We start from the raw sequence: 14,171 nt of genomic DNA on the forward strand, positions 1-14,171 counted from the left end.
GGCTTTTTTTAAATCTACAAAATAAACTTTCAATAATTATTGAAAGTTTAAAAATTATTAATATATTTGTGTCATGGAATATCAAGAAGCAAAAGACAAATTTATTAGTACTTGGGGAAGTTTAGGTTCACTTTGGGGAATCAATAAAGCTATGGCACAAATACAAGCGCTTCTTTTTATATCTACCAAACCATTATCAATGGAAGAGATTATGGAAGATCTTAAAATATCTAGAGGTAATACTAGCATGAATTTAAGACAACTAATGGATTGGGGAATTGTAACCAAAACATTAGTGGCTGGAGAACGTAAAGAGTTTTTTACAACTGAAAAAGATGTACAAGAATTAGCTAGAATTGTTGCTGTGGAACGTAGCAGAAGGGAAATTAAACCTGTAGTCAAAGTTTTAGATGAAGTTTCAAGTATTAAAGATGATGGTACAGCAAAAACAAAAGAACTAATCAAACAGACCAAAGCATTACACGAGTTAACAGAAACTATGGACGTGATGATAAATAAACTAGTAAATCAAAAACAAAACTGGATTACCAAATCTTTACTTAAACTTTTTAAATAAAAAAATTTAAAATTAACTTTCAATAATTATTGAAAGTTTAAAACACTTAATAATTATGAAAACAGTATTTAACATCAACAAATTTCTAGTCATTGCTACTACCATTTTATACTTAACTTTTTATCTAGGATTATACGCTCAAATATTACTTGGTGCTGTTCAATTACTAAGCGCTTTAGGCATCCTTTTTCTGTGGAAACAGTATAATAATAAACAACAAAAGCATATTATACTGTATTGGATTTTAACACTGTGTTATGGCTTAGGTTGGTTAATCGTTAAAGATTTAAATGGATTATTCCTAGTTGTTTTACTTATAATCATAATGCCAATGAGTCTTGCGTATTACTTTACCTGGATTTTAAACAATCTTAAAAATACTCAACTATGAAATATCAAATTCCAAATTGGTTAATAATACTTGGAGGATGTGGTCAAATATTTACTGCATTAATTTATCCTTATATAAGACATCAAGTATTTGATTGGTATAATGATGTTAAACAACTTAAACCATTAAATCAAGAAATAGCAAAAACTTATGGTCGTTATATACAGGGATTAAATTTTTGTTTTGGATTGATATCTATACTAATACCTACAGATTTAAAAAACGGAAGTCACTTAGCATTATCACTAACAGCTTTAATAGGCATGTATTGGGTAGGTAAAGTGGCCACTCAAATTGCATATTACCCTATGTATCAAATTCCTCAGAAAATAATTTTTAAAATAGGAAGTTATTTCATGAATACACTATTTGTAAGCTTTGCATTAATTTACACGTGGTTAGTTATCTTAAACCTACAGACAATTATAAACTAATTACAATGACAAATCTATATGCAATTAATAGTTGGGCGTTTATAATTTGTGTATTGATTAGCTTTACTATTTATGGAGCCATAATAGCATTACCCATATTAGGCATTATTCAAATTATTATAAGTGTAAAAGTTATATTTAATTTTAATCAACTACCTAAGTCAATTAAGACTTTAGGCGCTATCTATTTGTTTAGCGTTGTAATTGCATTAATTGTCGTCAAAATAATAGTATTAAATCAATTACTAATCTTTTTTATATGGTCATTAATGGCTATCATATTGGCTGGATTTCATTTAGCAATAACACGTTTAATTATAAATTACAATACAAAACTTAGCCAAATTATAGAGTAATAGTGAGTCATTATACAAATACAACCCTAAGTACTACTTAAAAAGTTTATTTAAATACTATATAAATGGTTAATTTTTATGATTAAGCTACACAAGAGTATGGGTTTTTGGATATTCCATACCTTTAAAACAAACTATTAAAAAGGCTATTTTTGAGCTTTTGTTATAGGTTTAGACATTTATAAGTTTTGGTTATAACATTATTTGTATGTAAAAAAACGTAATTACTTAATTGTATTTTTAGTATTTTTAGCCCGAAAAAGAAATCTTAAACATGTCAGATCACAAAATTAATCCTAACAAATGGATAGATTTATACAGCGACTACCTCTTTAATTACACCATTACACGTGTAAATGACAGAGCAATAGCACAAGACTTAGTGTCTGACACTTTTCTTGCTGGTTTAAAAAGTATGAAAAATTTTAAAGGTGAAGCTAGTGAGCGTACATGGCTGGTTTCCATCTTAAAAAGAAAAGTCATTGATCATTATCGTAAGATAAATTCTAATAAAGGTAAAGCAGAAGTTAGAATGTCTTATAATGCAGATAGCGAAACCGAAGGCGACTGGTTAGAAGAACGCGTTGCAGACCCTTTTGACAAAACTGCAGAAGACCAAATTGAAAACACCGAATTAGCTAACGCAATCGATGATTGTCTATCAAAATTACCAAAAAAGCAAGCTCAGATATTTGAAATGAAAACCATTTTAAATTATGAAACCGAAACAATCTGTAATGAATTAGAAATAACTGCGTCTAATCTGTGGGTAATCATCCATAGAGCAAGAACTGCTATGGCAGGTTGTTTAGAAAAAAATTGGTTTTAATTATGTTTATGAAAAAATTTATGATTTCTTGTGAGGAATCAGGTCACATCTGCGATAAAGCTCAATATAAAGAGGCTTCTATTATTGAGAAAGTGAAATTTAAATTTCACACATTTATGTGTGCAGTGTGCAGACAACACTCTAAAAACAATACCAAGTTAACACAATTAATAGATTCCATAAAAGGAAACCAATTATCTATATCCGAAAAAAAAGAGCTTAAAACTTCTTTTGAGAAAGAATTACAGAAGCATCAATAGCATCCATATTACAGGCAATGCTTCAACCCAAAACGACGTATAATATGCATTTCTATCTTCATTAGCAAAATAGATAAATACACACAAAATTATACTTATCACACACTGAAACAACAATCCAGTTGCATCAATATTATCTTTAAAATATTCTACAAAATAAAACAGTAGTACTAATATATAACCTAACCGTTTAGTGTTTTTTACACCAATTTTTTGTGGTATAGTCGCTAATTTTAAGCTATCATAGTTTAAATCTCTAATCTCAAAAGGCAACATTAATGCAATAACTAGAATAAAATTTTGGATTATTGTAATAATAGCATCTTGACTAAACATACCATTATTATTAAAAACAGGTAAAATAACGGTCACTCCACACCAAACTAAAGCAATAACATACACCTTTAAACCACTAATATCCCTTAAGTTTTGTTGCGTGTCTAAATACCACTTTTTGGGTAAAAAAGGGATGGCGTATAAAAAGGTAACCATACCAAAACCAGTAATTAGCATTAAGCTGTTATTTTGTAATTGCAAAGCATAATAACACATCAAGCCAAAACAAACTAATGAAAACACTTGGATAACCTTTAACCAATTAGCTAAACTCCTGTGATGCCATTTGGCAATACCAAAATACTTCACAAAATTGTAACCTGTAATTGTTGCAAAAAAATTAAAATAAAGGATGGTCTCGTCACCATTTATGTTCAACTTTTTTAAAGTAATCCAACTTAAGGCATACACTGCTAAAGCAACATGTATGCTACTATTTATGTAAAAATCTAAAAGCTGTTTTAAAACCTTCATTAGACAAAAATAATTAATCTGTTAATAAAGCAGCCGATTAGTTGAAAACTTTCAATTTTTAACAAAATATTACTATTAGTTTTCGTTAATTTTGCAATCATTAAAAAACAACTATATTTTTTCTCAAACCTTGTAAAAAAGGTTAATAACAACACAACATAAATGAACACAAACGCTTTCGCATTACGTCACATTGGTCCAAGAGAAAATGATCAAAAACTAATGCTTCAAACAGTAAACGCAGATACTATTGAACAATTAATATCTGAGACTGTTCCTGCTAACATTCGTCTTAAAAAAGACTTAGATTTAGATGAAGCTATGACAGAATATGAGTATTCAAATCATATTAATAACCTGTCTAAACTTAACAAAACTTACAAAACTTATATTGGTTTAGGATACCATCCAACTATTTTACCAGCTGTTATACAACGTAACATTCTAGAAAATCCAGGTTGGTACACAGCTTATACACCTTATCAAGCCGAGATTGCTCAAGGTCGTTTAGAAGCTTTACTTAACTTCCAAACCATGATTACTGACCTAACAGGAATGGAGTTAGCAAATGCGTCTTTATTAGACGAAAGTACTGCTGCTGCAGAAGCAATGAGCTTACTATTTGCTGTTAGAGAACGTGATCAAAAAAAAGCTGGTGTTTCTAAATTTTTTGTAAGTGATGCCATATTACCTCAAACCCTATCTTTATTACAGACTCGTGCTACTCCAATTGGTGTAGAACTTGTCATTGGAAAAGAAACCGAGTTTGATTTTAGTACAGACTTTTTTGGAGCAATACTGCAGTATCCAGGTAAAGATGGTCAAATTACAGATATCAAAACCTTTATTGAAAAAGCTAACGCAAATAATATTAAAGTAGCTGTTGCTGCAGACATTTTAAGCTTAGTAAAATTAGAAGCTCCTGGTAAATTTGGTGCAGATGTTGTCGTTGGTACTACACAACGCTTTGGTATTCCAATGGGTTATGGTGGACCACATGCAGCTTATTTTGCAACTAAAGAGGCGTACAAACGTGATATTCCTGGACGTATAATTGGTGTAACCAAAGATGCAAATGGTAACAGAGCCTTACGTATGGCTTTACAAACTAGAGAGCAACATATAAAACGTGATAAAGCAACTTCTAACATTTGTACAGCACAAGTATTATTAGCGGTTATGGCTGGTATGTATGCAGTATATCATGGACCAAAAGGGTTAACTTTTATCGCAAATAAAGTACATAATGCAACCACTACTCTAGCTAATGCTTTAACTACAATGGGAATCGAACAGTTAAATACTGAGTTTTTTGATACCATTCAACTTAAAGCAAACGCTTCAAAAGTAAAAACAATTGCCGAAAATAACGAAGTCAACTTCTACTATCCTAATGACAACACAGTGACAATCTCTATCAACGAGACGACTTCTGTAAAGGATATAAACGAGATTATTTCAATTTTCGCTGAAGCGGAAGGAAAGCCTGCTATCACAATAGACAGTTTTACTGAAGCAAACAATATTCAAGACACATTACAACGTCAATCGGCATTTTTAACACTAGACGTATTTAACACGCATCATTCTGAAACCGAATTAATGCGTTACATCAAAGGATTAGAACGTAAAGATTTAGCCTTAAACCACTCCATGATATCTCTTGGATCTTGCACAATGAAGCTAAATGCAGCTTCAGAAATGCTACCATTAAGTTCTCCTAATTGGGGAAGCATTCACCCATTTGTCCCAGTAGATCAAGCTGAAGGTTACCAAAAAATGCTTAAAGCATTAGAAGATCAATTAACTGAAATCACTGGTTTTGCAGGAACCTCTTTACAACCTAACTCTGGAGCTCAAGGTGAGTATGCTGGATTAATGGTTATTAGAGCGTATCACGAATCTAGAAACGATCATCACAGAAATATCTGCTTAATACCAAGTTCTGCACACGGAACCAATCCTGCAAGTGCAGTAATGGCTGGAATGAAAGTTGTTGTTACTAAAGCTGACGAGGATGGTAATATTGATGTAGAGGACTTACGTGAAAAAGCCGAATTACACAAAGATAATTTAGCTGCCTTAATGGTAACCTACCCATCAACACATGGTGTTTATGAGTCTGGGATTAAAGTTATCACACAATTAATACATGATAATGGTGGTCAAGTCTACATGGATGGAGCCAATATGAATGCACAAGTTGGATTAACTAATCCTGGAAATATTGGTGCAGACGTTTGTCACTTAAACTTACACAAAACATTTGCCATACCTCATGGTGGTGGTGGACCAGGTGTTGGACCAATTTGTGTCGCTAAACAATTAGTACCATTTTTACCTGGTAATCCTGTGGTAAAAACTGGTGGAGACCAAGCTATAACTGCTATTTCTGCTGCACCTTTTGGATCTGCTTTAGCGTGTTTAATATCTTATGGTTACATAAAAATGTTAGGAGCTGAAGGATTGAAAAAATCAACCGAAATAGCTATACTTAATGCTAATTATATCAAACACAGACTACAAGGTGCTTTTGAAACTTTATATTCTGGAGAACAAGGTCGTGCTGCACATGAGATGATTATAGATTGTCGTCCATTTAAAGAGCATGGTATTGAAGTTGTTGATATTGCAAAACGTTTAATGGACTATGGTTTCCATGCTCCAACAGTATCTTTTCCGGTTGCAGGAACCATGATGATTGAGCCAACAGAAAGTGAAAGTAAAGCTGAAATGGATCGTTTTTGTGACGCTATGATTTCTATTAGAAAAGAAATTGATGCTGCAACTAAGGATGACGATAATAATCCGTTAAAAAATGCACCACATACATTAGCTATGTTAACAAGTGACGAATGGTTATTACCATACACTCGTGAGAAAGCAGCTTATCCTTTGGACTACGTGATAGACAACAAGTTCTGGCCATCAGTACGTCGTGTGGACGATGCTTATGGAGACCGTAATTTAATCTGTACTTGCGCTCCAATTGAAGCATATATGGAAGCTAACTAAGCGTTGGACATCGTAAATAATTAACCAATAAAATTGCCTTTAGTTTTTAACTGCTTATCTTAGCAGTTAAACAATTAAAGGCAATCCTTTTTTTATGAATATTAAAATTATTGGAACAGGAAGTTACATTCCAAGTACTATTGAAAAAAATGAAGATTTTTATAATCATGAGTTTTTAAATGCAGATGGATCAAAAATAAATAGCCCAAATGAGGTAATTGTTGATAAATTTAAAGCCATTACTGGTATTGAAGAAAGACGTTACATAAAACCAGAATTATTAAATTCTGATATTGCATTTTATGCAGCTGAAAAAGCAATTGCTGATGCTAAAATTGACAAAGAGACTTTAGATTATATTATCGTTGCACATAATTATGGTGACATTAAACATAATACAGAACAAAGTGATACTGTCCCAAGCATAGCTTCACGTGTTAAACATTTATTACAAATTAAAAACCCAAAATGTGTGGGTTACGACCTACTATTTGGATGTCCAGGTTGGATTGAAGGTGTCATACAAGCCAATGCTTTTATTAAATCAGGCCTAGCTAAACGCTGTCTAGTTATTGGTACAGAAACACTATCTAGAGTTGTTGACAAACATGATAGAGACTCCATGATTTATAGTGATGGTGCAGGTGCTGTAATTATTGAAGAGACTAATGATGATAGCGGAATTATTGCGCATGAGTCTGCTACTTATGCATTAGATGAAGCTCATTTTATCTTTTTTGGAGAAACCAACAATTTAGACTCCACTAGTCAACGTAGATACATTAAAATGTATGGTCGTAAAATTTACGAATTTGCATTAACCAATGTACCATTAGCGCTTAAATCATGTTTAGAAAAAAGTGGCTACAATATAAATGATGTCAAAAAAATATTGATCCATCAAGCTAACGAAAAAATGGACGAAGCTATTGTAAAACGTTTTTATAAGCTACACGATATGAAAATGCCAGAAGGCATTATGCCAATGAGTATAAATACGCTTGGTAATTCTAGCGTAGCAACTGTACCTACATTATATGATTTAATCCTAAAAGGCAAACTAAAAAACCAAGAGATTAATAAAGGTGATGTAATACTTTTTGCCAGTGTTGGTGCAGGTATGAATATTAATGCTATAGTATATAAACAATAAAGATTCAGTATTAATTTCTGAACAAAAAAAAACATTTTTGTGTACGAACAAACATTTCCGCATAAACGCTTTAAACTAACCTATCAATTTTTAGAAAAACACATTTCTAAATCTGAAACAATTTTAGACTTAGGAGTAGAAAACCCATTTACTAAAATTTTAAAAGACAATAATTTTATAGTTGAAAACACAACAGGTGAAGATCTAGATTTTGATACAGCTACTATTAAAAAGTCTAAAGCGACAGTAGTCACTGCTTTTGAGATTTTTGAACATTTATTAAACCCTTTTACTGTTTTACAAAGTATAAAGGCAGACAAATTAGTAATTAGCGTACCACTTAAATTATGGTTTTCTTCGGCTTACCGAAGCAAAACAGATTCTTGGGATAGGCATTATCACGAGTTTGAAGATTGGCAATTAGATTGGTTATTAGAAAAAACAGGTTGGAAAATTATTGATAAACAAAAATGGACTAATCCTACTAAAAAGATTGGAATCAGACCTATTTTAAGATGGTTTACACCGAGATATTATATTATTTATGCTGAAAGAGCTTAAATAAAGCTAACTTTAAATTCTAATATTTTCTATTGTGAATTTCAGTATAATCATTCCTGCGCATAACGAAGCTTCGTCCATTGGACTAACATTACAATCACTAGTCAATCAAACGTTGCCTCCTAAACAAATTGTGGTGGTTAATGACAACTCTACTGATAACACCAAAACTATTGTAGAAGACTTTCAAAAACAGTACAATTTTATTGATTTAGTCAATGTGACTTCATCTGACAAGCACTTACCAGGAACTAAAATAATTAACGCCTTTTATAAAGGCTATCAGGTTACAAACAAAAGTTATGATGTGATTTGCAAATTTGATGCCGATTTAATTTTTCCTTCAAATTATTTAGAAACCTTAGCCTTTCATTTTAATAAAAACGCATCCATTGGTATGGTTGCTGGCTATTGTTATATCGAAAAGAATAACGACTGGGTTTTAGAATCTATTACTGGTAAAGATCACATAAGAGGAGCGCTTAAAGCCTACCGAAAAGATTGTTTTGAAGCCATTGGACAATTAAAAAAATCTATGGGTTGGGATACCATTGACGAGCTTTTAGCAAAGTATAACAACTGGTCCATTGTCTTAGACGAAAGTTTACATGTTAAGCATTTAAAACCTACAGGAGCTAGCTACAATAAAGGTGCAAAACACCTGCAAGGCGAAGCCATGTATAAAATGCGTTATGGTTTTACACTGACGTTAATTACTGCTTTAAAAATGAGTGTAAAAAAGAAAAGCTTTAGATACTTTAAAGATTATATTGTTGGGTATTTGAAAGCCACAAGTAACAAACCTGAGCGCTTAATTACTAAGGCAGAAGGACGGTTTATTAGAGATCTAAGATGGAAAGGTGTAAAGCAAAAATTATTTTAAAAGCTCCATCCTTTATAACTACTTGAAGCTTCTAGCCGATCTTCAATAGTATCATCTAATTCTGAAAAGAAATCAATACCTGTTAATTGTTCTATATGATCAACAGACGTTACAAATTTATATAAAGGCTGATCAGACTCGATATGTGGCAACAAAAAAGCAATCACTTTGGTATTACCGTTATTATTATCTATTAATACTTTATAAAACTGATTAGGAATAGATACCTCTTCCTCTCCTATTGTTTTTAATCCATTCTCCAAAACACCTCCAGAAACGACAAAAACACCATCATACTTGCTAGCCCAATACCGTGTTTTTTGTTCTAACCTGTTCCAAACACCTGCGTTAAAATCGTGATTTTGAGGCGAGATGTTACTAGTTAAAAAAGTTTCGTCGTGCGCTTCTTTACTATATTTTCTATCTCCTGCTGGACAAAGATGCCCACGATCATAATCCGAATTTTTATAATTACGCCAATGTGCAGCACCAGTTTTTACAGCATTGTCAACTTCAAAATAAGGACGTTTATAATCTGCATTACTTAAATGAGATTTTTTAAGCTCATAAGCCACCCATTCTGCTTGCTCGTGTGGCTCGCTATAACTTAAACTATAACCACTATGATGTACAATTTGTCCTGTTGTACTTGTTGGTAAAAAGTATTGGTTTGTATTAGTTTTTACTGTTGCTCCATTTGTAACAGTTTCAACTTTTTCTTGAGTATCTAAATAGTTATTTACTCCATAGGAAGCAATAAGTACTAATGCGGTTAATATAGAATACTTAGTTTTATTGGACATTAACGTTTAATAAATTTAAGATTAACCAACTGTCCATTAGCCTTTGTGATTTTAGCAATATATACTCCTGAGTTTATGTTTGACAAATCAACTTCCTGAGATTCAAGAGTATTTATTGTTTTAACATTTTGACCTAATAGGTTAAATACATTTATATTTTTAATACTATTCAGGTTTTCATAATCTTTAAATACTAAAGCATTTTTAGAACTATCAAAATAAACAAAGGATTGTGTGGATACAAAATCTTCAGTAGATAGGGTTTCTGATGATTGATATACAATAGAAAATCTAGACACGTCAACTCCTGACGCTAAATTTAATGTTACAGGATTAGATTTAATATCGTATAACGTATTTGTTTGATTGTCCTTTAAATAAATAGTTTGGTTTTCAGGAAAATTTAAGGTCTCACTAATTTGGAAAGTAAAATTACCTGAGTTTGAAATATCAATTCCTAAAGGAATTTCGTCTGAAACATCAAAACTATTTAGACCTTGAATACTTAATCTTTGATCAGGAATTACCCAATAAAGATCATTAGGTAAATCATTAAACATTTCGCTATCGTAACCTCTATCAAATGCTGTACTTGCATTAGCATCATAACCTAAAGCAATAGTAGACTCGTTATCATTATTATCCTTAAACTTAAGCCAGAATTTAATACGATTATCAGTTAAAGCTTGTTGAGCAGATCTAAAAAAAGTAGTTTCACCTAAAGATTCTTTTGCAAATACACGTTGATTATTATTAAAAGTAATCGTTCCAGAATTATCAATTTTCACAAAAAAGCCTTGTGCTACTGCTACATTACTTGTTGGAGCCCCTTTAGTTGTTGTTCCTCCATTTGTTGGTGGTGCAGGAGAACCAATGGATGTTAATAAATTATAAGTTGCATAACCACCTTTATAATTAGCTAAAATATGCGAATTATTAGATTCAAAATGCTCATAGAAATAAAGCGTACCATCTATTACAGATAAATTATCATTAATAAACTGGTCAGCATCCATTGCAGATGGATATGGGTTTCCTATTAAAATTTGATTTCCTCCTATTGCTGGCACATTGTAATCGCCATCATTAGCTGTCCCTCTAAACACATAATTTTGATCAACAGATGGGAATGGAGAAGGTGACACATTACCAGAACCTTTCATGATATAACCTGTTGTTGGGCTAAGTGGTGTTGTAGTAGAAATTTGATTCCATCCATAATAATTATCAATTAAATTATTAAAAGTATGTAACCAATAACTGCTAATTTCTCCTGGAGAAGCTAATGGATTAGCATCATAACCTGATGTAAAACCTACTGGACCTGTTTCGGTTTCTAAAAAGCTTACTTGCCAACTACCACCTCTATTAACAGGAGCACTCCAATAATTGTAATTATACAAATTATAAGTACCTTGTTGTCTAATTTTTAATTCACCAGAACCAGAGTTTAAGCTTGTACCTGTATGATTTTGTATTAGCTGAGCATCACCAATCAACTCAATTGTTCCTTGATTAACAATACCGTTTTCAACTTCTAATAAAATACCATCTTCAACTTGTAATGTAGCTCCTGATTGCACCTCAACCTCTTTTACAAAAGCGTCTGCTGTCAAAAAGGCTGTGCTACCTGACTTTACAATTAACTTAAAACATGAATCTGTATTATTTGGTGCATTAGATGCTCCTGAACCATTATAGTAAGTTGAGCCATCCCATACAATTTCATCTACATATTTAATAGTAAAGTAATCTCCATCCGTAAAAGACACGCCTGTTGCTGTTGCAGCGTTACCGGAAACTGATAAATTATAAGTTGTAGGACTTCCAAAATTACTATCATTATCCACCACTAATTGTAATGTATTACATGTTATAGCACTTGCTATACTTGAAATATCAAATGACACTGAAACTGAACCTAAGTCACCTACCTTACTAACACGCCATTTAGAGTTTAATTGTTTTGTATAGGTAGTCGTTTCTGTTACTAGAGCGTAAGTTTGATCTTTAGTCTCTTCTCCCCAAAATAAATATTCGTTATTTGACAAAGCTGAAGGCGTATTAATTCTAACTATCCCTGTTCCTCTAGAATCCGCATGGTTACTACCATCGCCAGCCTGTCCTATTCCTGCTACATTAAAATCAAAGTTTCCATTTACAGCATTATCTTGAATATAAAAATCCACAGCACTATTTAAAGTTAAACCATATTTTGCTGTTAGGTAGTTTTGAATAATAATTCTTTCAGCAGAATTAATAACTTGATTAAAAATAATAACTTCTGTAAAATCACCTTGATGAGATTGATTTTCTGCATAATTAGCATCTACTGCATCTTGCTCACCAGCTAATGATAAACTACCACCAGGAGTTATACTTGTACCGTTTCTATGACTGGTCGTTCTTTTTAAAACCCCATCTAAATATGAAGTTAATCCTAAACCGGTATTAATCCAACTCATGTCCACCATATGCCAAGCACCATCGTTAGCATCAATGTTTAAACCTGTGTTATTTGCACGATAGTACTGTAAATCATTACTATTAAACAATAAATAATCATTATCACGTCCTGCTGAATTATAGGACAAAATCCCATCACTTGAATCTGTGGTTTTATTAATATAGAACGTAGTAATTTGTGTTGAGGGAAAGTCTGTGAAGTTAGTTTTTCTTAAACGTCTATTTCCTGTTTCGAATCTAACAACATCATAACCATTTACAACATTAGTTTTTACAATTGGTCTAAAAGCTGGATCAGGTTGTGACAATGAGTTTGCATTTCCTGAGGCGTCATCCCAAGTTTCTAAAACTGTTCCATCTGATACTGAAAAACTGTCAGGCTTTAACCATAAAACTTGTGTTGACGAATTACCAACACCTCCTGGACCTGTTTGAGAAAATAAATAAATAGGTAAGAATAATGCTAAAAGCATTACTACTTTTAAGGGACTTTGAAACATGCTATTAATATTTAGGGACTGCTAAAGTATAAAAACAAGAAAACCGTTAAAAGCATTTAAGACTATGTTTAACACACATTTCGATAAAGCGTCTATTACATCGATGACTGAGGTTTTAACCACACTTCCAATATGTTAAAAGAAAAAAGCCACGTTAAAACGTAGCTTTTTATTTACAAAAAAAATAGACTAAATTTATTTATCGTCAGCGACTTTATTTAGCTTTTTTATTTCTTCATTATACTCTTCTCTAGCATCATCTAAATCACCATCATCCATAATCTCTTCTTTATATTCTTCATTAGCTTTACGATTAATTTTGACATATTTATCAAAGGTTTCATTAATCTCTTCAACTAAATCATCATAAGCTTCATTTAACTCTTCTAAATTTCTGACATTACGTTTTTCCTTTCCGTTTTGTTCCTTAATATATTCGTTATATTCCTTTTGAACGTCTTCAATATCTTCGGTGATTTCTTCTGTTTTCATCCAATCTGGTCGTGTACTTTGAAGTGACGCAATTATTGGTCCCATATTAGGTATTTCAGCTGATTTAGTTTTAAAGTCTGCGCCTTCTATTTTTTTCATTTCAATGGAAAGCTTATTAAAGCCATCCCATCCACTAATTTGCATAGCGTTTACTTTAGTGTTTACAGATCTAGTGACAACATTACCTGTCTTGATTGTTGCTGTATTACCATCAGACCTATTTTTATTTTTAGCTACCAATTTATCTGAATTTGAATACATTGCATTTGAATTAGCTTCTAATTTTACTTCTTGATTAGTTTCTGAATCCGTAATATCTGATTGCTTATTTTTTTTATCATCCATACAAGACGTGATTAGAAGTCCTGTTATTATAGTTATTCCGATTGCATTTTTTAAATTTTTCATAATAATATTTTTGGTTTAATTCAAAGATATTAGACTTTCTATACACTAAATCACAAAAAATTATAAAATAAACATAAAAATGAAGATTAAATTAACATTAACTTAAATAAATTAACAAAACAAGACCTTTTAATAAAACAAAATGTTAAAATTTATGTTTTAATTGTGAATTATTCAAAAAATTAACAAACAATAATAAACAAAAAAGCCTTCCCAAACGGAAAGGCTTTTTA

14 protein-coding genes are annotated in these 14,171 nt (G+C 31.7%); 10 read left to right on the forward strand and 4 right to left on the reverse strand.

The annotated features are described in order from the left end of the window. Positions 1-73: 73 nt before the first annotated feature. The 6 genes from M890_RS0111650 (at position 74) to M890_RS0111675 (ending at position 2,847) form a co-directional block, all read left to right on the forward strand. Positions 74-577, forward strand: a complete 504-nt coding sequence (locus M890_RS0111650) for a GbsR/MarR family transcriptional regulator (protein WP_028283705.1) — start codon at positions 74-76, stop codon at positions 575-577. 55 nt (positions 578-632) lie between these two features. Next, complete coding sequence (locus M890_RS0111655) at positions 633-968, forward strand: hypothetical protein (protein ID WP_028283706.1); 336 nt, start codon at positions 633-635, stop codon at positions 966-968. Beyond that, positions 965-1,402 (forward strand): hypothetical protein, encoded by a 438-nt coding sequence (locus M890_RS0111660; RefSeq protein ID WP_028283707.1) that lies wholly within the window; start codon positions 965-967, stop codon positions 1,400-1,402. Before M890_RS0111655 ends, M890_RS0111660 begins: the two co-directional genes overlap by 4 nt. 5 nt (positions 1,403-1,407) lie before the next feature. Beyond that, positions 1,408-1,758 (forward strand): hypothetical protein, encoded by a 351-nt coding sequence (locus M890_RS0111665; protein WP_157243286.1) that lies wholly within the window; start codon positions 1,408-1,410, stop codon positions 1,756-1,758. A 274-nt stretch (positions 1,759-2,032) separates the two neighbouring features. Then, positions 2,033-2,587, forward strand: a complete 555-nt coding sequence (locus M890_RS0111670) for a sigma-70 family RNA polymerase sigma factor (protein ID WP_028283709.1) — start codon at positions 2,033-2,035, stop codon at positions 2,585-2,587. A gap of 20 nt (positions 2,588-2,607) precedes the next feature. Continuing rightward, positions 2,608-2,847: a hypothetical protein gene (locus tag M890_RS0111675; RefSeq protein WP_028283710.1), complete on the forward strand. Its 240-nt coding sequence runs from the start codon at positions 2,608-2,610 to the stop codon at positions 2,845-2,847. On the opposite strand, the gene M890_RS0111680 is transcribed toward M890_RS0111675, so the two are convergent. Next, positions 2,830-3,657 (reverse strand): UbiA prenyltransferase family protein, encoded by an 828-nt coding sequence (locus M890_RS0111680; RefSeq protein ID WP_028283711.1) that lies wholly within the window; start codon positions 3,655-3,657, stop codon positions 2,830-2,832. The two genes, M890_RS0111675 and M890_RS0111680, sit on opposite strands and share 18 nt — an antisense overlap. 162 nt (positions 3,658-3,819) lie before the next feature. Here M890_RS0111680 and gcvP point away from each other — a divergent pair, with 162 nt between their 5' ends. From gcvP to M890_RS0111700, 4 genes are all read left to right on the forward strand, one after another. Continuing rightward, positions 3,820-6,672 (forward strand): aminomethyl-transferring glycine dehydrogenase, encoded by a 2,853-nt coding sequence (gcvP, locus tag M890_RS0111685; protein ID WP_028283712.1) that lies wholly within the window; start codon positions 3,820-3,822, stop codon positions 6,670-6,672. A gap of 94 nt (positions 6,673-6,766) precedes the next feature. Beyond that, the gene (locus M890_RS0111690; protein ID WP_028283713.1) at positions 6,767-7,825 is read left to right on the forward strand and encodes a 3-oxoacyl-ACP synthase III family protein; all 1,059 of its coding nucleotides are present in this window, start codon (positions 6,767-6,769) and stop codon (positions 7,823-7,825) included. A 39-nt stretch (positions 7,826-7,864) separates the two neighbouring features. Next, positions 7,865-8,386: a class I SAM-dependent methyltransferase gene (locus M890_RS0111695; RefSeq protein ID WP_028283714.1), complete on the forward strand. Its 522-nt coding sequence runs from the start codon at positions 7,865-7,867 to the stop codon at positions 8,384-8,386. A gap of 34 nt (positions 8,387-8,420) precedes the next feature. Next, entirely contained in the window at positions 8,421-9,269 is an 849-nt protein-coding gene (locus M890_RS0111700; RefSeq protein WP_028283715.1) for a glycosyltransferase family 2 protein, read from the forward strand. Here M890_RS0111700 and M890_RS0111705 read toward each other — a convergent pair. From M890_RS0111705 to M890_RS0111715, 3 genes are all read right to left on the reverse strand, one after another. Next, positions 9,266-10,072, reverse strand: coding sequence for a DNA/RNA non-specific endonuclease (locus M890_RS0111705; protein ID WP_028283716.1), 807 nt, complete (start codon positions 10,070-10,072; stop codon positions 9,266-9,268). The genes M890_RS0111700 and M890_RS0111705 overlap by 4 nt on opposite strands. Beyond that, positions 10,072-13,038, reverse strand: a complete 2,967-nt coding sequence (locus M890_RS0111710) for a RemA C-terminal-like gliding motility protein (protein ID WP_028283717.1) — start codon at positions 13,036-13,038, stop codon at positions 10,072-10,074. Before M890_RS0111710 ends, M890_RS0111705 begins: the two co-directional genes overlap by 1 nt. A 195-nt stretch (positions 13,039-13,233) precedes the next feature. After that, complete coding sequence (locus M890_RS0111715) at positions 13,234-13,938, reverse strand: hypothetical protein (RefSeq protein ID WP_028283718.1); 705 nt, start codon at positions 13,936-13,938, stop codon at positions 13,234-13,236. Between the last annotated feature and the right edge of the window lie 233 nt (positions 13,939-14,171).

The sequence above is a fragment of the Olleya marilimosa CAM030 genome, from assembly GCF_000518485.1.
Lineage (GTDB): Bacteria > Bacteroidota > Bacteroidia > Flavobacteriales > Flavobacteriaceae > Olleya > Olleya marilimosa.

Coding starts and splice junctions, on each gene's coding strand:
- M890_RS0111650 (WP_028283705.1), top strand. CDS start 74: ATGGAATATCAAGAAGCAAAAGACAAATTTATTAGTACTTGGGGAAGT.
- M890_RS0111655 (WP_028283706.1), top strand. CDS start 633: ATGAAAACAGTATTTAACATCAACAAATTTCTAGTCATTGCTACTACC.
- M890_RS0111660 (WP_028283707.1), top strand. CDS start 965: ATGAAATATCAAATTCCAAATTGGTTAATAATACTTGGAGGATGTGGT.
- M890_RS0111665 (WP_157243286.1), top strand. CDS start 1,408: ATGACAAATCTATATGCAATTAATAGTTGGGCGTTTATAATTTGTGTA.
- M890_RS0111670 (WP_028283709.1), top strand. CDS start 2,033: ATGTCAGATCACAAAATTAATCCTAACAAATGGATAGATTTATACAGC.
- M890_RS0111675 (WP_028283710.1), top strand. CDS start 2,608: ATGATTTCTTGTGAGGAATCAGGTCACATCTGCGATAAAGCTCAATAT.
- M890_RS0111680 (WP_028283711.1), bottom strand. CDS start 3,657: ATGAAGGTTTTAAAACAGCTTTTAGATTTTTACATAAATAGTAGCATA.
- gcvP (WP_028283712.1), top strand. CDS start 3,820: ATGAACACAAACGCTTTCGCATTACGTCACATTGGTCCAAGAGAAAAT.
- M890_RS0111690 (WP_028283713.1), top strand. CDS start 6,767: ATGAATATTAAAATTATTGGAACAGGAAGTTACATTCCAAGTACTATT.
- M890_RS0111705 (WP_028283716.1), bottom strand. CDS start 10,072: ATGTCCAATAAAACTAAGTATTCTATATTAACCGCATTAGTACTTATT.
- M890_RS0111710 (WP_028283717.1), bottom strand. CDS start 13,038: ATGTTTCAAAGTCCCTTAAAAGTAGTAATGCTTTTAGCATTATTCTTA.
- M890_RS0111715 (WP_028283718.1), bottom strand. CDS start 13,938: ATGAAAAATTTAAAAAATGCAATCGGAATAACTATAATAACAGGACTT.